Source organism: Rahnella sp. PD12R (assembly GCF_019200965.1).
Taxonomy (GTDB): domain Bacteria; phylum Pseudomonadota; class Gammaproteobacteria; order Enterobacterales; family Enterobacteriaceae; genus Rahnella; species Rahnella laticis.
The window spans coordinates 206,849-232,867 of record NZ_JAHTMS010000005.1 but is presented as its reverse complement, the minus strand read 5'-3'; the positions used below and the strand labels follow the sequence as shown (position 1 = coordinate 232,867).

At 53.0% G+C, this 26,019-nt stretch carries 21 protein-coding genes; 12 read left to right on the top strand and 9 right to left on the bottom strand.

Annotated features, from left to right (window positions below; all coding sequences use genetic code 11):
* Together KWG64_RS12165 and KWG64_RS12160 are read left to right on the top strand one after the other, a co-directional pair.
* Window positions 1-1,266, top strand: a complete 1,266-nt coding sequence (locus KWG64_RS12165; protein WP_195814833.1) for a PTS sugar transporter subunit IIC — start codon at window positions 1-3, stop codon at window positions 1,264-1,266.
* A gap of 33 nt (window positions 1,267-1,299) precedes the next feature.
* Window positions 1,300-1,605, top strand: coding sequence for a hypothetical protein (locus KWG64_RS12160; RefSeq protein WP_218522031.1), 306 nt, complete (start codon window positions 1,300-1,302; stop codon window positions 1,603-1,605).
* Window positions 1,606-1,644: 39 nt separating this feature from the next.
* Here the strand turns inward: KWG64_RS12160 and msrA are convergent, their stop codons facing one another.
* Complete coding sequence (msrA, locus tag KWG64_RS12155; protein WP_195814835.1) at window positions 1,645-2,187, bottom strand: peptide-methionine (S)-S-oxide reductase MsrA; 543 nt, start codon at window positions 2,185-2,187, stop codon at window positions 1,645-1,647.
* Between the two features lie 221 nt (window positions 2,188-2,408).
* Here msrA and KWG64_RS12150 point away from each other — a divergent pair, with 221 nt between their 5' ends.
* Together KWG64_RS12150 and KWG64_RS12145 are read left to right on the top strand one after the other, a co-directional pair.
* Window positions 2,409-3,044: a carbonic anhydrase gene (locus tag KWG64_RS12150; protein WP_152327605.1), complete on the top strand. Its 636-nt coding sequence runs from the start codon at window positions 2,409-2,411 to the stop codon at window positions 3,042-3,044.
* Between the two features lie 318 nt (window positions 3,045-3,362).
* The gene (locus KWG64_RS12145; protein WP_218522030.1) at window positions 3,363-4,502 is read left to right on the top strand and encodes a GNAT family N-acetyltransferase; all 1,140 of its coding nucleotides are present in this window, start codon (window positions 3,363-3,365) and stop codon (window positions 4,500-4,502) included.
* Here the strand turns inward: KWG64_RS12145 and KWG64_RS12140 are convergent.
* Window positions 4,499-6,331: an ABC transporter ATP-binding protein gene (locus KWG64_RS12140; RefSeq protein WP_218522029.1), complete on the bottom strand. Its 1,833-nt coding sequence runs from the start codon at window positions 6,329-6,331 to the stop codon at window positions 4,499-4,501. The genes KWG64_RS12145 and KWG64_RS12140 overlap by 4 nt on opposite strands.
* A gap of 308 nt (window positions 6,332-6,639) precedes the next feature.
* On the opposite strand from KWG64_RS12140, the gene KWG64_RS12135 reads away from it, so the two are divergent.
* Window positions 6,640-7,119 carry an Hcp family type VI secretion system effector gene (locus KWG64_RS12135; RefSeq protein WP_195814837.1) on the top strand — a complete coding sequence of 160 codons (480 nt, stop codon included), beginning with the start codon at window positions 6,640-6,642 and terminating at the stop codon, window positions 7,117-7,119.
* Between the two features lie 63 nt (window positions 7,120-7,182).
* On the opposite strand, the gene KWG64_RS12130 is transcribed toward KWG64_RS12135, so the two are convergent.
* The 4 genes from KWG64_RS12130 to KWG64_RS12115 all read right to left on the bottom strand — a co-directional run bounded on the left by KWG64_RS12130 (window position 7,183) and on the right by KWG64_RS12115 (window position 10,541).
* Window positions 7,183-7,572: a hypothetical protein gene (locus KWG64_RS12130; protein WP_218522028.1), complete on the bottom strand. Its 390-nt coding sequence runs from the start codon at window positions 7,570-7,572 to the stop codon at window positions 7,183-7,185.
* Window positions 7,573-7,599: 27 nt separating this feature from the next.
* Window positions 7,600-7,986 (bottom strand): hypothetical protein, encoded by a 387-nt coding sequence (locus KWG64_RS12125; protein ID WP_218522027.1) that lies wholly within the window; start codon window positions 7,984-7,986, stop codon window positions 7,600-7,602.
* On the bottom strand, window positions 7,983-8,804 hold the full coding sequence (locus tag KWG64_RS12120) for a glycoside hydrolase family protein (RefSeq protein ID WP_218522026.1): 822 nt from the start codon (window positions 8,802-8,804) through the stop codon (window positions 7,983-7,985). The genes KWG64_RS12125 and KWG64_RS12120 overlap by 4 nt, the downstream gene beginning before the upstream one ends.
* Window positions 8,805-9,026: 222 nt before the next feature.
* On the bottom strand, window positions 9,027-10,541 hold the full coding sequence (locus KWG64_RS12115; protein WP_195825323.1) for an MDR family MFS transporter: 1,515 nt from the start codon (window positions 10,539-10,541) through the stop codon (window positions 9,027-9,029).
* A gap of 84 nt (window positions 10,542-10,625) precedes the next feature.
* Between KWG64_RS12115 and KWG64_RS12110 the strand changes: the two genes are divergently transcribed.
* Together KWG64_RS12110 and KWG64_RS12105 are read left to right on the top strand one after the other, a co-directional pair.
* A complete protein-coding gene (locus KWG64_RS12110) occupies window positions 10,626-11,315 on the top strand; it encodes a TetR/AcrR family transcriptional regulator (RefSeq protein ID WP_195814842.1) in 690 nt (229 codons plus the stop codon).
* Between the two features lie 132 nt (window positions 11,316-11,447).
* Window positions 11,448-12,647, top strand: a complete 1,200-nt coding sequence (locus KWG64_RS12105; protein ID WP_218522025.1) for an MFS transporter — start codon at window positions 11,448-11,450, stop codon at window positions 12,645-12,647.
* Between the two features lie 48 nt (window positions 12,648-12,695).
* On the opposite strand, the gene dcp is transcribed toward KWG64_RS12105, so the two are convergent.
* Window positions 12,696-14,849 carry a peptidyl-dipeptidase Dcp gene (gene dcp, locus KWG64_RS12100; protein WP_218522024.1) on the bottom strand — a complete coding sequence of 718 codons (2,154 nt, stop codon included), beginning with the start codon at window positions 14,847-14,849 and terminating at the stop codon, window positions 12,696-12,698.
* 187 nt (window positions 14,850-15,036) lie between these two features.
* Here dcp and KWG64_RS12095 point away from each other — a divergent pair, with 187 nt between their 5' ends.
* On the top strand, window positions 15,037-15,693 hold the full coding sequence (locus KWG64_RS12095) for a Qnr family pentapeptide repeat protein (protein WP_218522023.1): 657 nt from the start codon (window positions 15,037-15,039) through the stop codon (window positions 15,691-15,693).
* Between the two features lie 180 nt (window positions 15,694-15,873).
* Window positions 15,874-17,127 (top strand): putative hydroxymethylpyrimidine transporter CytX, encoded by a 1,254-nt coding sequence (gene cytX / locus KWG64_RS12090; RefSeq protein ID WP_218522022.1) that lies wholly within the window; start codon window positions 15,874-15,876, stop codon window positions 17,125-17,127.
* A 543-nt stretch (window positions 17,128-17,670) separates the two neighbouring features.
* Here the strand turns inward: cytX and ygjK are convergent.
* Window positions 17,671-20,052 carry an alpha-glucosidase gene (ygjK, locus tag KWG64_RS12085; RefSeq protein ID WP_218522021.1) on the bottom strand — a complete coding sequence of 794 codons (2,382 nt, stop codon included), beginning with the start codon at window positions 20,050-20,052 and terminating at the stop codon, window positions 17,671-17,673.
* Window positions 20,052-21,134 carry a protein YgjJ gene (gene ygjJ, locus KWG64_RS12080; RefSeq protein ID WP_218522020.1) on the bottom strand — a complete coding sequence of 361 codons (1,083 nt, stop codon included), beginning with the start codon at window positions 21,132-21,134 and terminating at the stop codon, window positions 20,052-20,054. The genes ygjK and ygjJ overlap by 1 nt, the downstream gene beginning before the upstream one ends.
* A 220-nt stretch (window positions 21,135-21,354) precedes the next feature.
* Here ygjJ and ebgR point away from each other — a divergent pair, with 220 nt between their 5' ends.
* The 3 genes from ebgR to KWG64_RS12065 all read left to right on the top strand — a co-directional run bounded on the left by ebgR (window position 21,355) and on the right by KWG64_RS12065 (window position 26,015).
* Entirely contained in the window at window positions 21,355-22,335 is a 981-nt protein-coding gene (gene ebgR / locus KWG64_RS12075; protein WP_218522019.1) for a transcriptional regulator EbgR, read from the top strand.
* 171 nt (window positions 22,336-22,506) lie between these two features.
* Window positions 22,507-25,563 (top strand): beta-galactosidase subunit alpha, encoded by a 3,057-nt coding sequence (gene ebgA / locus KWG64_RS12070; protein WP_218522018.1) that lies wholly within the window; start codon window positions 22,507-22,509, stop codon window positions 25,561-25,563.
* Window positions 25,563-26,015 carry a beta-galactosidase subunit beta gene (locus KWG64_RS12065; RefSeq protein ID WP_218522017.1) on the top strand — a complete coding sequence of 151 codons (453 nt, stop codon included), beginning with the start codon at window positions 25,563-25,565 and terminating at the stop codon, window positions 26,013-26,015. Before ebgA ends, KWG64_RS12065 begins: the two co-directional genes overlap by 1 nt.
* Window positions 26,016-26,019: the final 4 nt, after the last annotated feature.

Here is a 26,019-nt window from a genome sequence, read left to right as displayed (position 1 = left end):
ATGTCTTTCCTTCACTTTATTGTCAATGATGTATTAGGCCAGGCATCAATATTAATTTCTCTTATCGCCATGATTGGCCTGATTGCATTAAAGAAAAGTCCGGGGCAAATTATTACCGGCACTTTAAAAACGCTGCTCGGATTTCTGGTTTTACTTTCCGGCGCCAGTATTATTGTCAATGCGCTGACTTTCCTGGGTGAAATATTCCAGAAAGGTTTCCATATGCGCGGCGTGGTCACCGACGTCGGTTCAATCGCCGGTATCGCACAACAAACGCTCGGGCGGGAAACGGCCTTAATTATGGTGCTGGCGTTTATCGTCAATATCCTGATAGCCCGCCTGACCCGCTTTAAATATATCTTCCTCACCGGTCAGGCGTCATTGTGGATGGCGACCGTCTGTTCCGTCATCGGCTATATGGGCGGCCTGCGCGGTGCAGAGCTGATCATTACCGGCGGCGTTATTGCGGGTGTGATGGCGGTCGGTATGCCGGTGCTGGCACAACCGATTGTGCGCAAAATTACCGGCTCCGATGACTTTGCGCTCGGCCATTTCTGCACTATCGGTTACATCGTGCAGGCTGGCGTGGCGAAAATCACCGGTAACGTCAACAAAAGTACCGAAGATCTCGAATTGCCGCAGGCACTCTCCTTCCTGCAAGACACCTATCTGTCGATGATGGTGGTGATGATCCCGATTTACCTGATCCCCGCCATTGCCGCCGGCCCGGAAGTCGTCGCGCCTTTCGCCAACAGCGTTAACTATCTGGTCTACTCGTTCCTGCAATCCATTCAGTTTGTGGTCGGCGTTTACGTGCTGCTCTCCGGTGTACGTCTGCTGCTGGCGGAAATCGTCCCGGCTTTCCGCGGGATCGCCCTGCGCATCGTGCCCAACGCCATTCCGGCGCTCGATTGCCCGGTGCTTTTCCCCTACGCGCCGAACGCCGTCATCATCGGCTTTATCTCTACCACCATCGGTTCTGTTATCGGCATGTTCCTGTTCCCGAGTCTCGGGCTGGCGATGATTTTACCGGGCATGCTGACCAACTTCTTCGCGGGCGGTACGGCGGGCATCTTCGGTAACGCCGTCGGCGGGCGTCGCGGCGCGATTATCGGCGGCATCTTCCACGGCCTGTTTATCACGTTGCTGCCAGCGCTGTTGTTGCCGCTGCTGGGTAAATTCGGCTTCTCGAACGTGACCTTCAGCGACTCGGACGTCATCAGCGTCGGGCTGGTGTTCGGCCATATTCTTAACTTCTTCCATTAACTGAGCCGGAGGGCATTCCAGATGGAAAAAATAATGGATACGCGTATTGAGCAAATTTTATCGCAACAGCTGCCACCGCAGGAATCGGCCAAAGCGCTCAACGAACTGGGGAAAGAGTATCAGGAGCAGCAGAATCTGGAGGCCGCCATTGCCTGCTGGGAGCAAAGTATGGCGTGCTACGGAAAGCCCGGTTTCGCGCAGGCGCAACTGATGAAAGCCTACAACACGCGGCGTCGCGAGTGTTCACAGGCCGGTGACGGCAAGGGGCTGGAGGTGTATTCGGAGAAAATCGATGCGCTGATGCAAAAAAGTAAGGACGCCATCCGTTACGGATTTTGAGCCAAAAAAAGCCAGAACAAAAGTTCTGGCTTCTGCCGTTTACGGATTCAGCGATTTCGTCCGCTGCGCAAAACCTTTACGCAGCTTTTGCAGTTTCGGCGGGATCACAGCCATGCAATAGCGGTTCTGCTGCCCCGCGCCTTCCCAGTAATTCTGGTGATAACCTTCCGCCACAAACACTTCGCCCAGCGGTTCGATGCTGGTGACAACCGGATCGTTATGATCCTGCTGCGCGCGCAAAATGGCGGCTTCCGCTTCGGTTTTTTGCTGCTCACCGGCGGGGAATATCACCGAGCGATATTGCGTGCCGACGTCATTTCCCTGACGGTTCAGCTGGGTCGGATCATGCGTGACGAAGTGAATATCCAGCAAATCGCCGTAACTGAGTTTCGCCGGGTCAAAACCGACGCGAATGGCTTCTGCGTGACCGGTTACGCCCGTGCAGACCTGCTCATACGTCGGGTTCGGGCGCGTGCCGCCCGTGTAAACACTTTCCACCGACTCCACGCCGATGACGTCTTTGAACACCGCTTCCGTACACCAGAAACAGCCGCCACCGAAGATAGCGTATTCGATTGTCATACAGACTCCTTGATTTAGGGGACAAAGAAATAATGGGGGCGGAACACGCAGAGATAAAGAGAAGATAATAAAAAATGCCGGATGAAATTCTTCCGCGCTGAAATTTATAATATTTTAGGCAAACTAATTTACCTTATAAAGAGTAGTGATTTTCCGTCTGATTGATCTGCATTTTTTTTCATGGCAGTATCATTGCGATTGAAATACAGGAAATCCCCCCTATGAAAGACGTAATTGAAGGCTTCCTCAGATTCCAGAAAGAAGCGTTTCCGCAACGCTCTAAGTTATTCAAAGAACTCGCATTAAACCAAAATCCTAAGACCCTGTTTATATCCTGCTCTGACAGCCGGTTAGTGCCGGAATTAGTCACGCAGCGTGAACCGGGTGAACTGTTTGTTATCCGCAATGCCGGTAACATTGTGCCGCCATTCGGGCCGGAACCGGGCGGCGTCTCTGCCACCGTCGAGTACGCTGTGAAGGCGCTGGGCGTAAAAGATATCGTGATCTGCGGGCATTCCAACTGCGGCGCGATGGGCGCGATCGCCAACTGCACCTGCCTGGATCACATGCCAGCGGTAGCTCACTGGCTGCGTTATTCCGATGCGGCGAAAGCCATCAACGAAGCCACTGAACACGCCACGCCGGAAGCGCGCGTCAACGGCATGGTGCATCAGAATGTGGTCGCACAGCTGAGCAACCTGCGCACGCATCCTTGCGTGGCGGTGGCATTAGCGAAAGGCGAAGTGACCCTGCACGGCTGGGTTTATGATATTGAATCAGGCTGTATCGAAGCATTTGATGCGAAGAGCGCCAGCTTTATTTCGCTGTCAGATAATCCGGAAGTCAGAGCCAGTTAATTAATTTTTCGCATGCCGGAAAATTAATTATCATCCGGAATATTGTGGGTAATATTCCGGATGTTAAATCAAAGCATCACCCCGTTCGTTATTTGAAATAATCCTTTCCAGAGCACTCTACCCAAAATAATTCGAGTTGCTTAAAGGCGGCAAAGCCGTAAATCCCCGGGAGCTTACTCCGGTAAGTGACTGGGGTGAACGGGTGTAGCCAACGCAAAAGCAGCTTGAAGTATGCCGGGTATAAATCAGCGCCCGTTAACTCGACACTCATTATAATCTGAACGCGCCACCGCCTTTTCCACCAGAGTGAGAAAACTGATGCCCGTTATGCCGTTAAACCGTCTGGCCGATTTGCCCGCCGCGCAGTGGGATGCGCTGGTGCCCGCGCAACAACCGTTCCTCAGCCATGCGTTTTTATCCACGCTCGAAGACAGCGGCAGCCTGGGGCCAAATTCCGGCTGGCGTGCGGAACATCTTCTGTGGCAGGAAAACGGCAAAATTCTGGCAGCCATTCCCGGCTATCGGAAACGCCATTCTTACGGTGAATATGTGTTTGATCAGGGCTGGGCGGATGCCTGCCAGCGCTCGGGCATTGCGTATTACCCGAAATGGCTGGGCGCTGTGCCGTTCAGCCCGGTGACCGGCGCACGGCTGCTGGGCGATGAAGCGGCGGCGGTAAACCTGATACAGGCATTGCCGGAATATCTCGTTGAAAACGGACTGACCGGTGCACACATCAATTTCACGGACACCCGCGCCAACCGGCTGCTCGGCGATGAACCCGGCTGGCAGCACCGGCTGGGTTGTCAGTATCACTGGCAAAACCGCGATTACCGCGATTTTCAGGATTATCTTGACGCTCTCACCTCGCGCAAACGTAAACAATTCCGCAAGGAACGCGAACAGGTCGCGGCGCAGGGCATCGAATTTGTGTGGCGGGAAGGCGCAGAGCTGACCGAAACGCAGTGGGATTTCGTCTACGCCTGCTACAGCAATACCTACCGGATCCGCGGCCAGTCACCCTATCTGACCCGCGACTTTTTCAGCCTGCTGGCAGAAAGAATGCCGGAGGCGATCCGCGTGGTAATGGCGCAGCAAAATGGCCGCGACGTGGCGATGGCGTTCAGTTTAATCAGTGGCGATACGTTTTATGGCCGCTACTGGGGCTGTCTGGCGGAGTTCGACCGGCTGCACTTCGAAACCTGTTTCTATCAGGGGATGGAATATGCGATTGCGCACGGGCTGGCACGGTTCGATGCGGGCGCGCAGGGCGAACACAAACTGCTGCGCGGGTTTGAGCCGGTGATCACCGACTCGTGGCACTATTTACGGCATCCGGGTTTGCGCGACGCCGTCGAAGATTTTCTGGTGGAAGAACGCGCCGGCGTGCAGCGCTGGGCCGATGAAGCCCGTGAAGTGCTGCCCTACCGGCACGCTCCGTCTTCAAACGAAGATTAATCCATCCCGACAAATCCGCCGGTCTGATGCTGCCACAAACGGGCATACAGACCGCCGTGCGCCAGCAGCTCGGCGTGACTTCCCGTCTCGACAATCTGCCCTTTTTCCAGCACCACCAGACGGTCCATTTTGGCAATGGTCGATAACCGGTGTGCAATCGCAATCACCGTTTTCCCACCCATCAGCGTTTCCAGGCTTTCCTGAATCGCCGCTTCCACTTCCGAATCGAGCGCCGACGTGGCTTCGTCCATAATCAGGATGGGTGCGTTTTTCAGTAACACGCGCGCAATCGCAATACGCTGACGCTGCCCGCCGGAAAGTTTCACGCCGCGCTCGCCGACGTGCGCATCCAGCCCGGTTCGCCCCAGTGAATCATAAAGCTGGGGAATGAATTCATCGGCACGCGCCTGACGTATCGCCAGCTGCAATTCTTCATCCGTCGCGCCTGGTCTGCCGTACAGCAGATTGTCGCGAATCGAACGGTGCAACAGCGACGTGTCCTGCGTGATCATACCGATTTGCGCACGCAAACTGCCCTGCGTGACGTCGGCAATATTCTGCTCATCAATGAGGATCCGCCCGCCATCGATGTCATAAAGCCGGAGCAACAGGTTCACCAGCGTGGATTTCCCCGCGCCGGAAGGCCCGATCAGGCCGATCTTCTCGCCGGGGCGGATCGCCAGATCCAGATTCCGGATCACCGGGCTGCCTTTTCCGTAATTGAAGTTCACGTGATCAAAACGGATCGCCCCCCGATCGACTTTCAGCGCCGGTGCCTGCGGTTTATCCGTGACGGTCAGCGGCTGTGCGATGGTGTGCAGGCCGTCCTGCACCGTACCGATATTCTCGAAAATGCCGTTCACCACCCACATAATCCAGCCGGACATATTCACGATACGAATCACCAGCCCCGTCGCCAGCGCGATAGCCCCGACGGTGATCAACGATTGTGTCCACAGCCAAAGCGCCAGCCCGGTGCTGGCGACAATCAGCAGACCGTTAAGCGTGGTGATCGCAAACGCCATGCCGGTTAACAGGCGGCCAGCCAGCTGGGTTTTGACGGTTTGTTCCGTGATGGCTTCGCGTGCGTACTGCTGCTCGAGATCGGTATGCGCGAACAGTTTGAGCGTCGAAATATTGGTATAGCCATCCACAATGCAGCCCATCAGTTTCGAACGGGCTTCGGACGATTCAACCGAACGCTGCTTCACGCGAGGAACGAAATACCACAGGCAAATGGCGTAACAGAAAATCCAGAGAATCAGCGGGATCATCAGACGCCAGTCGGCTTGCGCAAACAGGAACAATGCGCTGGCGGCATAAATCACCACGTGCCAGATGGCATCGACCATTTGTACCGCGGAATCACGCAGCGAACTGCCGGTTTGCATGATGCGCTGGGCAATACGCCCGGCAAAATCACTCTGGAAAAAGTTGAGACTCTGCCTGAGGACGTATTTGTGATTCTGCCAGCGGATCATACTGGTCATGCCGGGCGTCAGCGTCTGATGAACCAGCAAATCATTCAGCCCGAAAAACACCGGCCGCATGATCATCGCCACCGCCGCCATCCACAGCAGTTCGCCCATATGGTCAGAGAAAAAACTGCCCGGCGGCGTGTCTTTGGTGAGATCGATAATCTGGCTGAGATAGCTAAACAGCGACACCTCAATCAGTGACGCCACCAGCCCGACGACCAGCAGCACCGCAAAACTCGGCCAGACCTGACGCAGATAATAAAGATAAAAACGCCAGACTTTACCCGGCGGCTCAGCCCCCGGTGCCTCCCGAAAAATGTCGATCATTCGCTCGAACCGGCGAAAAAGCATGGTACACCTCTTAATGGATTTATCGTCAGGGCTGTCCTGCCCTGATGCTCTGGTTTGCATGACGTTACAGAACCTTTAAGCGTAGAAGGTTTTTAGCGCTTTACCCAGAAATAATATTCATTTGGCTTATTGATTGGCGTTAAATAAACAACTTAATAAATACGAAGAGTTATTTAAAACAATAAATAATCCGGTCAGAGACTCATAATTAAAAAATATACCGTGTTAGAATAATTCGCAGAAAATAAACGAATGAAAATCTCACGCTGAAATATATCCATAAATCGCTTATAAAAGGACTTTTAAGAATGTCAAACTGTACATATTTAACCATAAATGGAACGACTCAGGGTCTGATATCAGCCGGTTGTTCAAGCTACAATTCAATCGGTAACAGATTCCAGGCAGGGCATGCCGATCAGATACTTATCTATTCATCTCAGCATGATATTACCCGTGAGCAAAATGTGAATCATCACCCGATGCACGTCACTAAACCACTGGATAAATCGACGCCATTACTGCTGGTCGCTATTTCTAATAACGAACGTATTCAGTGTATTTTGGATTACTACAGAACTTCGCAATACGGCGTGCAGGAGAAGTATTTAACCATCAAACTGACTGATGCCACCATTGAAAGTATTTCCTCGACCAATCCCAGCACGCTTCCGGGAGGAGATTCACAGCCTTATGAGACACTTTCATTACGCTACGAAACCATAGATGTCACGCATCATATCGCGGGAACTTCTGGTTATAGCTTATGGATTGACAGAGTTTCTTAACGGTTCCGTCAGTGCCATTTGGGTTGATCTCAAATGGCACTATCAGACAGAGAGCGTGAAACGTTAATGCATAATGCCCTGGTCGGTTGCTATGACCTTTTCTTTGTAAAATACGTTCAAATTCCAAACTTTTCCTGAATCTGAATCTTTAGAATTATCAGGAGTCAGGACATAACTATACTCGCCGTTGTCAAATATATATCCCTGAAAATCATAGCTATGAGAATTGAACATTACACGGCCTTTGAGATGCAATCTCGCACCTGTTTTCTTATTAATTCCGTCGTAATCCACATCCTCGCAGGTCATTTCACCTTCAGGGCAATTGTATTTTAAATCGATATCAAAGCGTTGCCCTTCAAAACCGGGGCGTCCTGAGTGAAGGACGTATCCTTTCGCAAAAGAATTCATGCTGCACATGCATATAAATACTATTAACATTGATTTCTCCATAACTTATTAATTCCTTTTCAATATCAACTAGTACATATTACCTTCGTCACTTGCGATGTATTTTCCATCATGGATCACATTCAAAACCCACCGTTCCTGAGGTGTTGCCGAGGGGGTATAATCAGCCGTTAATTCGTATAAGTACTTCCCATTTTTAAACTCATACCACTGGCGATCACCCGTCGGATTGGACAGGAGTTGACCTTTGAGCTGAAGTTTTTTGCCTGTTTTTTTGTTGATTGCGTTATAACCCACATCGTTACACGTTAGTTCAGATTTCGGACAGTTAACCTTAAGTTCTATCTCGAATTTTTCCCCCTGAAAAATATGGATATCAGAGTGCAGTTTATGTTCTTCCGCATGGCAATTTGCCGAGAAAAAGGTAATCAAAAAATAAACCATTAATAATCTCATCGTGCATAGACTCCATTATGGAAAACATTGAGCTCTGATTTCCTTCTATTGATCACTCCTTTTGTGATATGTCCATTTGCATATTTCCAGCGTAACCATGCCTCATCTATATCTACTTGAGATTCGCCATTTATTATTTTTAAAACCTCGGAAGTAATAAACCCCTTATCTTTTTCAACGGATCCGTAACCTATATTGAATACAAAAATCATAACCGCATCATATTCATTTTGTGTAAGCGGATTTTTGATGAGTTTTTTTGTTTTGATTTCAATATCATAAATATCTCTTCTGTATAGCTCATTTGATTTCATCTCATTTATACCATTTTTATAATTCTCGAAATCACCTTTCCCATTAATCAAATGCCCATATCCAATGGTCGCACCTTTTATATACTCAGATATCTCTTGTCCTGTATCATCAAAATAAGGCTTCAGCCTCAAACTCTCATAGTTTTTTAACAGTGCCTCAGCCTGAGGACTTACCGATAATTCATTAACATTCCGTCTCACACCACCGGACACCGGCGAGTTACTCGCTTGCGGCGCAGGGGCATCCGGACGAGAATTTCCTTGTGAAATTGCCGTGGACTGCAACCGGCGAATCGTTGCGCCATTAACTTCAACCAGGCCATCAGGCAAAGACATAAAACGACGCTGAAATTCTCTTATTGCCGCGACAGTTTTCTGACCACAATTGCCATCAACCACTAGGTCAGGGAAACCGGAATGTTTTAAACGATATTGCACTTCGATAACGTCATGGAATAAGTTGACGCCAAAATATCCGACACTTCGGCTTAATGATGAGAACATCTCAATATCCTTATTGGTATGAAAATAACGCTCAGTGATTTATATATTATCAGATGGGGATATTTGATAAGCATTCATCAAAACAATACAATCTCCCTGTCAAAATAATAACAGATCGAAAAATCATCAAAAGGTATAAATAACAGAAAGGAGAGCGCACGGGGATTTTGAATTGAAATTCAGGCGGTGTGTGAGAAAAAACTCACCACCGCCAGAGAAAACTTAAAGGCGGGTTTGCTCTTTCTTCAGCACGCCCTCTTTTTGCAGCAGCGAAAGAATAAACGCCAGCACCATCACGCCTGCGGCAATCTGGTACACCGAGTGCAGCGCCGTGCCGAATGCCTGCAAATAATCATCGCGGATTGCAGCGGGCAATTGCTGAACGGCCTGCGCACCCAGTGAGCGCGGGAGCTGCGTTCCTTCGGGGATCAGCGCTTCAAGCTGATTACGCAGAACATGCGTGAAAATCGCGCCGAACATCGCCACGCCAATCGAACCGCCGATTGAACGAAACAGCGTAACGCCGGACGTCGCAACGCCCATTTGCTTCATCGAAACCGAGTTTTGTACCGCCAGCACCAGTACCTGCATCACCATGCCTAACCCGAAACCGAGCACACCGATGTAGAGATACAGCATATGAAGCGGCGTGCCGACTTTCAGAAAGCCCAGTAACACCATGCCCGCGAAGCTCAGTAACGTCCCAAGGATCGGGAAAATACGGTAACGCCCGATGCGGCTGATAATCCGTCCGCTGATAATCGAGCTGACCAGTAAAGCGCCCATCAGCGGCAGCAGCTGCATCCCGGCTTGTGACGGCGTCGAGCCTTTTACCACCTGCAAATACAGCGGCAGGAATGTCATCGACCCCATCAGCGACATCCCGATAATAAAGCTGATGGCGCAGCTCAGCAGGAACGTGCGGTCGCGGAATAACCCGAGCGGAATAATCGGTTCTGCGGCCAGCGTTTCTTCATAGATGAATCCGCCGAGCGTAACCAGTCCGAACGCCAGAATGCACCACAGCTGCGGATCCGACCACTGATAGACCGTGCCACCTTCGCTGGTGAACAAAATGATGCAGGTCAGCGCCGCCGCAAGATAACCCGCGCCGAGGAAGTCGATTTCATGGCGGATACGTGCGGTCTGCGATTTCAGCGCCACGCCGATGACCAGCAGCGCGAAAATACCCAGCGGCAGGTTGATGTAAAAAATCCAGCGCCACGAAATATGCTCCACCAGGAAACCGCCGATCAGCGGCCCGATAACCGTCGCGAGGCCGAACACGCCGCCGAACAATCCCTGATATTTCCCGCGCTCAGACGGCGGGATCACGTCGCCCACGGCGGCCATACTGACCACCATCAGCCCGCCGCCGCCCAGCCCCTGCAAGGCACGCATCAGGATCAGCTGCGTCATGTTCTGCGCCAGCCCGCACAATACCGAGCCGAGCAGGAACACCACGATGGCGGTTTGCAGGACGATTTTGCGGCCAAGCAGATCGCCGAATTTACCGTAAAGCGGTACGACAATGGTTGACGCCAGCAGGTAAGACGTCACCACCCACGAAAGCTGATCCAGCCCGCCCAGCTCGCTCACAATCGTCGGCAGCGCGGTGGAAACAATCGTCTGGTCGAGCGCGGCCAGCAGCATGACCAGCATCAGTGCGGAGAACAGCAGCTTTATCGACGGCTTCTGTTCTGCGACATCACTCTGCGCTGAATGTATAGTTGTCATGAATAGCTTCCTGACTTGTAATTAATTAACTGTATAATTAATATTGAAGCATCTACCCCATCCGGTCAATGGATCAAACCGCTTATGACAGACAGAAAAATCTCAGAAACGACAGGATCCGCACAAAAGGATCAAACGTCAGCACGCCGTCCGGGCCGCCCGCGCAGCGTAAAAAAAGGCGCGGATAAGCGGGAATTGCTGCTGGATGCCGCTCTGAAACTGTTTGCCCAATACGGTATCGCCGAAACGCCGCTGAGCCAGATTGCCAAAGAAGCGGGCGTAACCACCGCAATGCTGCATTACTATTTTAATACCCGCGAGCAGCTGCTGGACGTCATGATCGACGAACGTTTTCAGCCGGTGCGCGCCGGATTTACCGATATTTTTGAAACCCACGCAGACGATCCGCTGATGGCGATTACGCACATGGCGCAATGCATGATTGATGCCGCGGAAAAATACCCGTGGGTCGCGCCGCTGTGGGTGCGGGAAGTGATCAGCGAAAGCGGCATGCTGAAAAAGCGTATGGAAGAACGTAACGGAGACAAAAACCGCAAAGTCGTTCATGAATCGATAACCCGCTGGCAGGCCGAAGGGCGTCTGAACCCCGATCTGAACCCGGCGCTGCTGTTTATTTCATTGTTCGGCCTGACGCTGTTCCCGATGGCTTCCATGAAAATGAGAAAAGAAGGCGGCTCGCTGATTTCTCCCGACATGCTGCGCCAGCACGTCTCCCTGCTGCTCTTTAACGGGCTGGGGCCGCAGAAGCGCTGAGCGAAATTCTTACCGCGCGGGTGACTCCCGCGCAACTCTCTTTAATCCCTTCTTTTTGTGCCGAAAAATACTGTGCAGACTCGACTATCATGTAGCGAAAATGTTGCTTTGAATTAGGGAATGCCTTTAACAATGAAGGGAATGCCGCCGCTGATCCTTGCGCTGCTCGCCAGTTCGTTAGTGCTTACTATCGGACGTGGTGTCACTCTGCCGTTTATCACGATTTATCTCACCGAGCACTATCATCTGCTGCCTAAAAGCGTCGGGATTATTCTGGGCGCCAGCCTGGCGATCGGGATCCTCAGCAGCCTGTACGGCGGTTATCTGGTGGATAAATTTAATCACCGGACGCTGATTACCGTGTCGATCAGTTCGTTCGGCCTGAGTTTTTTATTGCTGCCGATGCTGCCGGATGTCACCGGCGTTTTACTGGTGCTGGCGTTGCTCAATGCGTCTTACGCCCTGCTGAGTATTACGCTTAAAGCCTGTATCGCCAGCTGGTTACCGGTTGAAAAACGGGTCAAAGCGTTCTCGATGAACTACACGCTGGTAAACGTCGGCTGGGCCGTCGGGTCGTCGCTGGGCGTCTGGCTGGCCGGTTTCAGCCCGATGCTGCCGTTTATTATTTCCGGCGTTCTGGCGCTGGGCACCGTGATTTCGTTGGGCTGGGGATTGCGTAATATCCCGCAAAAACCACCGCAAACTGAGCTGGAACAAAAGCCGCTGCCCAAACCAAACCTTCGCCAGACGCTCAGCATTCTGGCCCATGATCGCCGCCTGATTTACTTCACGCTCGGCAGCACGCTGGGATCAGTCGTCTTCGGGCAGTTTGCCGGTTATCTGTCGCAATACCTGATTCTGGTCTCCAGTGCGGCGTTTGCGTACAAAATTATCGGCGCCGTGATGATCACCAACGCCGTCATCGTGATCGCCTTCCAGTACGTTTTAAGCAGCCGGATGAAACAAAAAAGCCTGCTGAAATGGCTGCTGCTCGGCACTATTTTCTTCATCATTGGCCTGATTGGCTTCATGACGGCCGGGCAATCCGTGCTGTTCTGGATCATCGCGATGGCAATTTTCAGCTTCGGCGAACTGATCGTCATTCCGGTCGAATACATGTTTATCGACTATATCGCGCCGGAAAACATGAAAGGCAGCTACTACGGCATGCAAAACCTGAGCAATCTTGGCGGCGCGATAAACCCGGTAATGTGCGGATTCCTGCTCAGTTACGTCGCGCCGCCGGTGATGTTTATTGCGCTGATTGCCGCTTCGGCCGGCGGTCTGGTGTTCTTCTGGATGGGCCACCGGCTGGCGGCGCGGACGGCGTAAAAAAGCCCTGAACGCACGGCGGTCAGGGCTTTTTCATCGCGGAGTGAATTACTCTTCCAGGCCCCGGTTTTTCAGCATCGGTTCAATGGACGGTGCTTTGCCGCGCCAGGTTTCATACAGTTTTTCCAGATCCTCGCTGTTCCCGCGTGAGAGGATTTGATCGCGGAATTTCTGACCATTTTCCCGCGTCAGCCCGCCCTGCCCGGTGATCCCGGCAAAGGCATCATCGGCCAGCATTTCTGTCCACAGGTACGCGTAATATCCGGCGGCATAACCATTCCCCCAGATGTGCTGGAAATAGCTGGAACGGTAGCGCGGCGGAACGTAAGCCAGATTTACTTTGTCCTTCTCCAGCGATTCGGCTTCGAACTTATCGACATCCTGCTGCGGTTCCGTGGCACTCAGGCTGTGCCAGTGCATGTCCAGAAGCGCGGCGGCCAGCAGCTCGGTCATGTCATAACCTTTATTAAACTTGCTGGCTTTCTCGATTTTGTCCTGCAAAGCCTGCGGCATGACTTCGCCGGTCTGATAATGCTTCGCGAAGTGAGTAAACACTTTCGGGTCACTCGCCCAGTGCTCGTTAAACTGGGACGGGAATTCAACAAAATCGCGCGGCGTTGCGGTGCCTGAAAGGCTTGGATATTGCTGGTCGGCAAACAGCCCGTGCAGCGTATGGCCAAACTCGTGGAACATCGTGATCACGTCATCCCACGACAACAACGCCGGTTGCCCCGCCGCCGGTTTCTGGAAGTTAGCGACGTTATAAATCACCGGTTTGGTGCCAAGCAGTCTGGACTGATCGACGAAATTACTCATCCACGCGCCGCCGCCTTTGTTATCGCGCTGATAATAATCGGCGTAAAAAAGCGCCATCGATTTACCGTCTTTATCGAAGACTTCAAAAACGCGCACATCGGGATTCCAGACCGGCAGGTCTTTGCGCTCTTTAAACGTGATGCCGTACAACAGATTCGCCGCATAGAACACGCCGTTTTCCAGCACATTATTCAGCTCGAAATAGGGTTTGATCTGCGCATCGTCGAGATCGTATTTCTCTTTGCGCACCTGCTGAGCGTAATGCTGCCAGTCCCAGGCCGCTACGCTGAATCCGCCCTTCTGTTTATCGATTTCTGACTGAATATCTTTCGCCTCACGCTCCGCGCGGGCAGTCGCGGCTGGCACAATTTTGTGCATGAAATCCAGCGCAGCCTGCGGCGTTTTCGCCATCTGGTCTTCCAGTTTCCACGCCGCATAGCTCGGGAATCCAAGCACTTTGGCCTGTTCTGCGCGGACTTTCGCCAGTTTAGCTATTAGCTCACGCGTATCGTTGGCATCGCCTTTTTCAGCGCGATTGACGGACGCGTCGTACAGCGCCTTGCGCGTATCGCGGTTTTCCAGCGACTGCAACAAAGGTTGCTGCGTGGTGTTTTGCAGCACCAGCAACCACGCGTTATCCAGCTTGCGGTCTTTGGCCGCCTGCGCCGCGGCGGAAATCTCGGCCTCGCTCAGCCCGGCCAGCTGCGCTTTATCTTTTACAGTCAGCCCGCCCGCTTTCGTCGCCGCGAGAAGTTTATTGGTGAACTGCGTGCTCAGCGTGGCCGCCTGCTGGTTCAGCGCTTTGAGTTTGTCTTTACCGGCATCCGGAAGATTCGCCCCCGCCAGCTCAAAATCTTTATACGTGACGTCAATCAGACGCTGCGATTCCGCATCCAGCTTCAGCGTATTACGCTGGTCATACACGGTTTTCAGGCGGGCAAACAACTTGCTGTTGAGATGAATGCTGTCGTCCATCGCCGCCAGCTTTGGCGAGGTATCTTCATCAATTTTTTGCAGGGTATCGTTGGTATTCGCGCCGGTCATCGCGCCGAAAACGCTCTGTACACGCTGTAACGTGCCGCCGGATTTTTCCAGCGCAACGTAGGTATTTTCGAATGTCGGCGGTGAAGGATCGTTGGCAATTTTATCGACTTCGGCAAGTTTCTGACGGATGCCTTCGAGCAGCGCCGGCTCGTAATCGCTGTCTTTATACAAGTTAAATTGCGGTGCCTGATATTCAAGCGGGCTCGGTTTCAGAAACGGATTATCTTTACTGATGGCATGGTTCATGACGGGCTCCTGCGTGGCGGGCTGCACGCTCTGCGCAGCGCCTGCAAACTGGCTCATGGCCAGACTGGTTGCCAAAAAGAGGTAGGACAAACGCATTTCAGTCTTCCTTATCTGATTAAGAGAAATTGTTCCGTTAAGCCATTGAGAATAGACCCCGGTCGCCGATCCGGCAAAAGAAGTGCGTAAGGAAATCGTGTGATGACAAGGGGTTTCAATATTTTCAGGGGAATTTTTCTGTCAGGATATTGCCCTTCGCGGCGCGTAAAAATGGCAGGAAAACATCATGATTAAAGACCAGACTTTCACCGGCCAGCGTTTTGGGGTGAAACAATTCACCGGCGAAACGCTGGAAAACTGCCGCTTTTACCGCTGCCATTTCGACAGCTGCGATTTGTCAGAAACCGCTTTTACTGACTGTCTGTTTTACGATGACGACGAACAAACCGGCTGCTCGTTCCAGCACGCAAAATTACAGGACGCCAGTTTTAAACACTGCGATCTGACAATGGCTGATTTCAAAAATATTCAGGCGCTCGGCCTGGAGATCCGCGAAAGCAAAGCCACCGGCGCAGATTTCAGCGGCGCCAGCTTTATGAATATGATCACTACCCGCACCTGGTTTTGCAGCGCGTTCATGACCAAAAATAACTTCAGCTACGCCAACTTCAGCAAAGTGATTCTGGAAAAATGTGAGCTGTGGGAAAACCGCTGGACCGGCGCCAATGTGCAAGGCGCGAACCTCAGCGGTTCCGACCTTTCCGGCGGAGAATTCACCGAGTTTGACTGGAATAATGTGAACATCACCCACTGCGACCTGACCAATTCCGACCTGGGCGAATTAAACCTCCGGAAAGTCGATCTCGACGGCGTGAAAATCGACGACTGGCAGCAAAGCCATTTGCTGGAAAGGTTGGGCGTGGTTGTGATCTTTTCGAAATAACGGCACCCGGAATGGGGGTGTTTGGGGTCGTGGCCTTATATGTAAAAAAACCGCTCTTCGAAGCGGTTTTTTGTACCTGAAACAGGGCGAACCGAAAAGTGCGCTTCTCACCCACCCGTCATCAGATCCTCGCCGCAATATGCTATAACAGGCGTTCGCTGTGGCAACCAAATTAACCTCATGAAAGATAATAGTATTTATTCTCCTCAGGCTTCAGTTCCGGAAAAATCACGGGTTCTGGGCTGGTCCGATTTATTCTCGCTGTGGTTTTCGTTAGGCATGGGCCTGATGGTCTTGCAGGCCGGTGCGATACTGGCACCCGGATTAGGGCTGGCGGGTTCGATTGCCGCCATTGTGCTCGGTTCCGCAGTCGGCGTCGGGCTGCTCGCGCTGGTCGGCGTGATTGGCGGCCAGACCGGTTTGTCTTCGATGGCCTCGCTGAAACTCTGTCTGGGTAAACGTGGCGTCGCGTTGCCGGTCATCTTCAATCTGATCCAGCTGATTGGCTGGGGAGCGTTCGAAATCGTGGTGATGCGCGATGCGGCCAGCCTTCTGGCAAAACGTGCATGGGGCGGAGAAAGTGTCTGGGCGAATCCCACGATGTGGACGTTCATCTTTGGCGCCGTCGCCACGCTGCTGGCAGCCAGCGGCCCGCTGGCGTTTATCCGTGTCGTGCTGCGCCGCTGGGGCATCTGGTTATTGCTGGCGAGTTGCGCGTGGCTGACCGGTTATCTGTTCCTGCACGCCGATTTATTTACACTGTGGCACAAAGCCGGAGATGGCTCGATGCCTTTCGCGCTGGCCTGCGACATCGTGGTTTCGATGGCTTTTTCCTGGTTGCCGCTGGTGTCGGATTACACCCGTTTTGGCAAATCCGCCCGGCAAAATTTCTGGGGCACCGCCTGCGGATACTTCCTCGGAAGCGTCTGGATGATGTCGCTCGGCGTGGCGTATACCCTGGCTTTTGTCAGCACATCGACCGACGCCAACGCGTTACTTCTGGCGCTTTCCGGCGTCGCGTTCGGCATTCCGCTGCTGCTGATTCTGGTGGATGAACATGAAAACGCCTTTGCCGATATTCACTCGGCGGCGGTTTCTGCGGGCACTTCCGTACCCGTCGGGATCGGTAAGCTGACGCTCGGCATCGGCCTGTTGTGTACGCTGATTGCCTGGGGCGTTCCGCTCACTCAGTACGAAAACTTCCTGCTGCTGATTGGCTCGGTGTTTGCGCCGCTGTTTGGCGTGGTGCTGACGCATCATTTTGTTCTGCGCGAAGCGACAAGCAAACCACTGAACGTCACCTCGCTGATCGCGTGGATTGCGGGCATCGCAGTTTATCACGCGATGGCAAATCTGCTGCCTGACGTCGGTGCAACAATTCCTTCGCTGGTCATGGCCGGAGCCGTATGCTGGGGATTAGGGCGGAGAAGATAACGTAAAAAAACCGCCCCGAAGGGCGGTTCCTCTACTGCTTTAAACCAGACCCCATGTTGACGTTAATGTTGATATCAGAAACGTTAACGTTCCATCCATCGCCAGCAGACGTCATCAAAGAACCCAGTACAACGATCAGTGCATAAATACACTTTTTCATTGATACGGCCTTTTAAAGCCGCGTTTCATCGACCAGCACCGGGACCGACTGACGAAGGACAAGCAGAGTTGGGATTGCTCGCCCACGCGGTACTCGAGTGCTAATTCCAGAGCCCGGTGCTCCGTCGCTAAACGGATGAACTAGCCCCGCGCAGAGACTAGCACCAAGCCCATACCAACTGTAAGGACTATTTTTACGCAAATACTTGTCCGCATTGCCTGAATGATGTACAGTTTTTCGCGTTGGGGTTGCTCGTACCCGCTTATTTTTAGCGAATCAAAACTGGGCTGATTTAGCGCTAACTGAATCACTCAACAAAAAAACCGCTTCTAATAGCGGTTTTTTTGTGCCTGAAATTCAGCTATTACAGCGACAAATTCACCTCATTTCACCTGTCCGAAGAAATCGTTATAGAGCATATACAGATGCGCAGCGCTCCATGAGAAGTTCGGTGCGCCTTGCTGCTGGCCGTTGAGCGGATTGTAGTTTTCGCGGATCGGGCCGTCAGTCATCAGGCCGTCGGCGTGATCGAAAAAGGCCTGCGCCATGGCAATGGCATCATTGCGATAGCCGTATTGCTCCATGCCTTTCAGCCCGAAATAAAACTGATCGACCCACACCCGGCCGCGCCAGTAAATATCAGCGCCGAACGCCGGATTGGTCAGCGCTGCGGTGCCGAGTGGGACGTACGTGTTGAACTCACGTACATCCTTCATGACTTTCACCACGGCGTCGGCGTGTGCCTGCGTTGCCGCGCCGTTAAACAAAGGCGACCAGCCTTCTGGGCCTTTTCCGCGTTCGGCGATCGGTTTGCCTGCGCAGCCATTGGCCAGCGGTTTTTCTTCAATTCTGATGTCGTAAAAGAAGCCGCTGCGGTCATCGAACATGCAGGTATTTATGTAATCCGCCAGTTTGCTGGCTTTTGTGCGGAAGTCTTGAGCGTCGGTTTTCTTACCCAGGATGTCAGCCATTTCAGCCAGGTACTTGTTGTCGCTGAACATGTAGCTGGCTTCATCGACTGATTCCTGTAGCAGCGAATACCCCAGCAGCGTCCCGTCGGCGGCGCGGTTTTCGGCGAAGCTGACCTGCCAGTCCTGCTTTTTACCGCCATTTTTTATGTATTTCGCCAGCTGATCCGCATCGATAAAACCGAAAGCCGCAGCATCGTCACGGCCTGACTCCCAGGAAGCAGCAACCTGCGCGGGGATTTCGATACTGTCGTATTTGCCGGATTTCACCACGCGATCGTAGTTTTCCAGTCCTGATTCGGTCTGCTCTTTGTTCCCGTTTTTGACAGTAAACAGCATTTTCCCACCGGCGGTGTTGTGCGCTTTATCGCGCGTTGCGCCGTATTCCGGCACGCCGTTGTGGTTGTGATCGCGGTTGCGCAGCCACCAGTCGTGGTAGGCGACCAGTTTCGGGTACATTTCTGCCAGCCACTGTTTATCGCCGGTCGTTTTATAGACCTCCATCACCGACCATGCCGCCAGACTCGGCTTAGTGTTGCGCTCATTCCAGTTGGTGCCGTCGCCACCGCGTTCTGCGCCGGGGTTATAAGCGATGAGATCGGGAACAAAACCGGCGTCCCACGGGCGAACCGCATCGCCGGGCTGGATCTGAAACGCGAACACCGCACGGATATTGTCTTTCGCCACGTCGGGGTTGAAATGCGCCATCGCGTAAGCCTGTTTCCAGGTATCCCACGGCCAGGTCTGATTACCGGAGAACCAGCGGCCCGTCACCGAAGGCGTCACGGAATCAAATTTCATCGCACCCGCCGCACCGCGCCAGTTGCCGTTCAGGGTTTCGATCGCTTTCACCGCCACGCGTTCCTGCGCCGCCGTCGCGTGAGGATTGGTCAGTCCTTTACTGAGATAACCTTCCCAGCGCTTTTCCGAGGCAGCGAGATAGGCTTGCGGATGCGCCAGAATGTCAGCAATTTTCGGCTGTTCCCGCTTTACTTCGGCGGCAGTCAGCAGATGCGAATAGGTGGTGTAAATCGTGGTGGAACCGGTGATTTTGGCCTTCGCGGTAAACTGATGGCCTTGGGCGATAGTCTGCACCGGCAGCGATTTATGGACCTGATATTCCGACTCACCGGACGTCATCAGGCTCGAGGCCGCACGCACCTTGCCGAACGTCACTTTCAGGCCATCGGCGGTCGGGATGATTTTTCGGGTATACCCCGGGTACTCCTGTTCGATGGTTTTATCGGACTGCGGTTTCCCTTCCTGAGCGTGAAGTTTTTCCAGCAATGCGCCGTCCCAGACCAGTTCCAGCGGCGCGTCGGTGGTGATTTTGGTTTCCAGCAACGAGGTGCGGTTAGTGACAAAACGCAGCGTCAGATCGACACGGATCCCGGGCGCGGTCAGCGTCTGGATTAATGCACCGGGAATACTGTAAGCGATCATGCTCATCGCGACTTTTTTGCCGTCTTTCCAGACCGTCAGGCGGTCAAAATTATCCGCCATAAAGTTGATGTACTCTTCCGTCAGCAGCGCCGGGCCGGGGAATCCGCCTGCCGCTTCCGTGCTGGTCGGTAATAAATGCCCGTGCCACGAACCGTCGTCAAATAAAGGGTTAAAACGCTGATGCTCATCAAAATCATAATCGAGCATATATTGCGGCGCGCCGGTTCGGTTAATCACATTCTTATATTCACTAGCGCGCAGGGTATTTTCGGTTTCAGCCAAAACATTGCCGGAAATAAATAATGTCGCGACGACAAATAAAGCAACAGGTTTTAGCTTGCTGACGGTGTTCATTATGATTTACCCCAATAGAAATATTGCATCAGAAATATGGAATTGCTGGCACCGGTATTGTCGTTGCTCATATAAAATTTACTGTCCAGCGCCGTAGCGAACCGGCCACCGTAATATTCGTACCAGATACCAGCCTGTGCGTAGGATGTGGTGGTGTCCGCCGCGTTATCTAAATGATGTTCGGCGTAACTGTAGGCGGTGGAGAAATAGAGGCCGGATACCGCTTCAACCATGGCGCTGACCAGCGCGCCCGATTCGCTCCCCGGATGATTGCCGTCGCCTTTTCCGGTGTGATGCCAGACGCGCCCGGCGAGGTTTTTGCCCTGCAATCCGGCGAGGAATAATTGCCCGGTGCCGTCGGTAAGTTCGAGGCCGTTGAGCAGCGTCAGCCCTTCCGTCAGGTCAAATTGCGTGTAGCCGTTGATCATCGCGCGGTACGTGTATTTATCTGAATATCGGTCATATTTTCCGAAATGCAGCAACGCGGTACTTTCATTCACGCGGCTTTCCGGTGCGGCAGTCACGCTGTAGCGGAATTTTCCGGTGAGATTCTGGATTTTTGCCGCCTGCGTCAAATCGCGCGTATTGGGGATCACATAGCCGTATTCCGGCGTGAAATCGCCCCACCATTGCAGGTCGTCCAGCGAAGAATCGTTGCGCATACTGAGGATCATTTCGGTGCCGTTATCCGTGCGGTAACCGCCATAAAAACGGTTCAGACCGCCTTCAAATCCGCCCCAGCTGTGGTCCGGCACCCAGGCGTTTCCGTGATGATCGGCCTGCACCGTCCAGCCTTCGCCATAAATAAGCCCGAACCAGTTGCCGTGTTTTATTTCCAGACCGCCTTCGATATAGGTGCCGTCGCTGTATTTATGCTGGTCTTTACCGTTCAAATATACGCTGCCACCGCCGCCCATTTCGCCATAAAATCGGTAGGCCGTGTTATTGGCGCTTTGTGGCGTTATTTCCGGTGGCGGTAAAACATTATGTTCAGCGGGCACGACAGATTCCTGCGCCCATGAACTCATTGGCGAGGCGAATAATAAAATCATGAACATTTTATGGAATGATATTTTCTTCATGGTATGCGCTTCACTTAAGGTGAGTATTTAGAATTCAGAGGAACTGAGCTAAAAAGTAAAACGCAGTCTAGTAAATATTTTACTAAAATATACTTAAATATCGGTAAAGCGTTAACCCTGTCACATTGAGATTTTGGGGGCTTACGCATCCGGGGCTGGTGTACATAAGCCGCTGATCACATTAAGCTACGGCTTTGGTTTACCTGATTATGAGACGCTGATGGCTACTTTGAAGGAAATCGCTGAGGCCGCGAACGTATCCGTTGCGACTGTTTCACGCGTGCTAAATGACGATCCGAGCCTGAGCGTGAAAGCGCAAACCCGGCAGAAGATTTTAGAAGCGGCAGAACGCCTGGAATATAAACTGTCGCCGTCCAAACGTAACGCCACGCACCGGATGACCTTCGCCGCGCTTTTCACCTACCGGCAGGGGCTGGAAATCGACGATCCTTACTACCTTTCCATGCGCTATGGCATTGAAACACAGTGCGAAAAACTCGGTGTCACACTGATTTCCGGCTATGACTTCACCGGTGATAAACCGCTGCCGGCCGCCGACGGTTTTCTGGTTATCGGCCAGCCGCAAACGGCGCTGCATACTCAGCTCAGTCAGCAATCCAGCCCGGTGGTTTTCATTGATGGCGTGATGGAAGACACGCAGTTCGACTGCGTGAACGTCGATCTCTTTAAGATCAGCCAGAAAGTGATCGACTTCTTTATCGGCCAGGGTTATTCGCGGATCGGCTTTATCGGCGGGCGCGATCACCCGGAATTTGCCGACCAGCGGGAACAGGCATTTGTGGAATATGGCCGCCTGAAAAATGTCGTGCAGCCGCAGGATATTTACTACGGCGATTTCACCAGCCAGTCCGGCTACCAGTGCGCGAAGAAAATGTTGCAGGAGAATACGCCGTTTCCACCGGCGCTGCTGATCGCCACCGACACCATGGCGCTGGGCGTCACCCGCGCGCTGCTGGAACACGGTGTGAAAATCCCGGAGCAAATCGCGCTGATCAGCGTCAACGACATCCCGACCGCACGCTTTGTTTTCCCTTCTTTATCAACGGTTCGCATCCATTCCGAAACCATGGGCGCGCAGGCCGTTAACCTGCTGACCGAACGTCTGCGTGATGAACGCAGCGTCCCGCTTTCCGTGTTTGTACCCAGCTCTCTCCAGCTGCGCGACACCACCCGCCGCTAAATTCCCCGGCTTTAAAAAGGATCATCAGTTGCAGTAAAAATTAACTGCATGATCCTTCTGCGTATTTTTTAATTTTTGTGATCCCCTGAACAATCGGTAAATTTTTTTAGTTATTTTTACTAAATATTTACTATCTTATTTCCCATAGAAACACGTCTCAGGAGAGATTACGTGAATAATTGGGAAAATATCGACAAGCAGTCAGAAAACCGTTTACCGCCGCGTGCCAGCTTTTTCAGCTATGAAAATGCACAGCAGGCACTGAGCTTTGACCGTGCGGCCAGCCAGCATTTTCAGCTGCTCAGCGGCCGCTGGCAGTTTCGCTATTTTGAGCACCCGGCTTTAGTCCCCGACGAATTCTATAATCAGCCGGTGTCCGGCTGGGGCGACATTAACGTGCCGGGCATGTGGCAGATGGAAGGCCATGGCCAGCTGCAATACACCGATGAAGGCTTCCCCTTCCCGATCGACATTCCTTATGTTCCGACCAATAACCCCACCGGCGCGTATCAGCGGAAATTTCATCTCGATGCCACATGGGACAATGTGCAAACCCTTATTAAATTCGACGGTGTCGAAACCTACTTTGAAGTGTACGTGAACGGCCATTACGCAGGGTTCAGCAAAGGCAGCCGCCTGTGCACGGAGTTTGATATCAGCGCCTATGTGCAGCAGGGCGAAAACCTGTTGTCGGTGCGCGTTTTGCAATGGGCGGATTCGACCTATATCGAAGATCAGGATATGTGGTGGATGGCCGGGATCTTCCGCGATGTAACTCTGACCGGGCAGAATGCCGTGCATCTTCAGGACCTGACCGTCGTCACCGCGTTCGATGAAAACTACGGCGACGCCACGCTGAAAATTGATGCCGTTTTGGATAATCAGCGTGAACCGGTGAAGGGTTATCGCCTGCACGCGCAGTTACTGGATGGCGAAAATTGCGTGGCGGAACTTTCTCTCACTGACCTTTATCTCGCGGATAAAACCCGCTGCCATCTTGAGATTCCGGTCAGCCAGCCGCGTCAGTGGAACGCCGAACATCCCGCGTTATATCAGCTGCTTTTGACGCTGTACGACGAGGCGGGCAATGTGATTTCCGTGGTGCCGCAGCGCATAGGCTTTCGCGATATCTGCGTGCGCGACGGGCTGTTTTACGTCAACGGGCGCTACCTCAAACTGCACGGCGTAAACCGTCACGATCACGATCATCGCAAAGGCCGCGCGGTCGATATGGCGCGGGTTGAGCGCGATATCATTCTGATGAAACAGCACAACATCAATTCGGTGCGCACCGCGCATTACCCGAACGATCCGCGCTTTTACGAACTGTGCGACATCTACGGTTTATTCGTGATGGCCGAAACCGATCTGGAAAGCCACGGTTTCGCGAACGTCGGCGATCTGAGCCGCATTACCGACGATCCGCGCTGGGAATACGCCTATGTTGAGCGCATCGAGCGGCATGTGATGGCGCAGAAAAATCACCCGTCCATCATCATGTGGTCGCTCGGCAACGAATCCGGCTATGGCTGCAACATCCGCGCGATGGCCGCGCGCTGCAAAGCCCTCGACCCGACGCGCCTGATCCATTACGAAGAAGATCGTGACGCCGACGTCACCGACGTCATCAGCACCATGTATTCCCGCGTGCAAATGATGAATGCGTTCGGCGAATACCCGCACGCCAAACCGCGCATCATCTGCGAGTACGCCCACGCGATGGGCAACGGCCCCGGCGGATTAGCAGAATATCAGGCCGTCATGAACCGCCACGCCAACCTTCAGGGGCATTACATCTGGGAATGGTGCGACCATGGCCTGCTGGAAACCGGTGAAAACGGTCAGTCGCGTTACGCCTACGGTGGTGATTACGGCGATTATCCGAACAACTACAACTTCTGCATGGACGGCCTGATTTATCCGGACCAGACGACCGGCCCCGGCCTGCGCGAATACAAACAGGTGTTATGTCCGGTGGAAATCAGCCACGCCGGCAATACGCTGCGGGTCAAAAACCGTTACTGGTTCAGCTCACTGGAAGACATCACGCTGACACTGACCGTGCAGGTGGCAGGCCGCTGCCTTGAAGACCATCAAATCGTCCTGCCGCATCTGCAATCCGGCGAAAGCGAAACGGTTCCGCTGCCGGAATTCAACGCCGGCGGGCAGGAAACCTTCCTGAACATCCGCATCAGCAAAAACAGCCCGACCGCTTACAGCGACGCGAATTATCCGCTTGGCCATTATCAGGTGTTGCTGCAAGCAGCTCAGCCGCTGGAGAATTTACCGGGTCTAAAAGCCACGGCAGCGCTGGTCTGCGACGAGCAAAAACATCAGCTGACAGTTCGCGGCGAAAACTTCCGTCTCGAATTTTCACGTCTCGACGGCGGACTGAAATCCTGGCAGACGGACGGCGAAGAAATCGTCGGGCGCGCGCCGAAACTCAACTTCTTCAAGCCGGTTATCGACAACCATAAGCCTGAGTTTGAAGGCATCTGGCAGCCGAATCATCTGCAAATCCTGCAGCAACATTTCCGCTCGCTGAGCTGGAAAAATCAAAATGACGACGTGGTGATTGAAGTTCACACCATCATCGCGCCGCCGGTCTTTGATTTCGGGATGCGCTGCGTTTACCGCTGGCAAATATCGCCGCAGGGCGCGGTCAGCCTCGATTTATCCGGCACGCCGTATGGCGATTTCAGCCACGTGATCCCCAAAATCGGGCTGGATTTTGGCCTCAGCCGCCGCTTCGGACAGGTGGAATATTACGGGCGCGGACCGGGTGAAAACTATCCGGACAGCCGTCAGGCCAACCTGGTCGGTCATTATCAGCAACCGGCGGCCAGCCTGTTTGAGAACTACCCGATGCCGCAGGACAATGGCAACCGGCAGGACGTTCGCTGGCTGAGCCTGCGCGACAACGCGGGCAACGGCATTTTTATTCAGCCGCGCCAGCCGCTCAATTTCAGTCTGTGGCCGTACAGTTCGCAGAGGCTGCAACAGGCGCAGCACATCGACGAACTCACGCCGGACACCTGCCTGACGCTCAATCTCGATCACCAGATCATGGGGCTCGGCTCGAACTCATGGGGATCGGAAGTGCTCGATTCCTACCGCGTGTATTTCACGGCATTTCGCTACGGCTTCACGATGCTGCCGTTCCGCCAGCAGGACAACGACAGCCTGAGTCTCGCGCAATTCAGCATCCAGCCGCAGGAGGCAAACTGATGATTATTCTCGGGTCTTTGGCTGAATTTCAGCAGCTTTATCATGCCGGAAAAAAATGGCAGCGTTGCAGGGAAGCCATTAATAATATTGAAAAACTCCGTCCCGGCGTCTTTCACTCCATCGGGGATTCGCTGGTGTACCGGCTGGCATCCGGCGCGGAACCTCAGCGGGAAACGTTCGAAGGCCACCGCCGTTATTTCGACGTGCATTATTACCTCGAAGGACGCGAAGAAATCGAATTCGCCGCCAAATCCTCTCTGCACAATTGCGCGCCCTATTGCGACGAAACTGACCGTGAGCTGTTTACCGGCAGCGGCGAAAAAATTACGGCTCATAAAGGCAATGTCATTATCTTTGAAAACCACGAAGCCAGCCGGTTCATACCGGAAAAAGACGTCAAAAAAGTCATCTTAAAAGTGACCATCGAAGAAAGTTATTTCGTTAATAAATAATAAA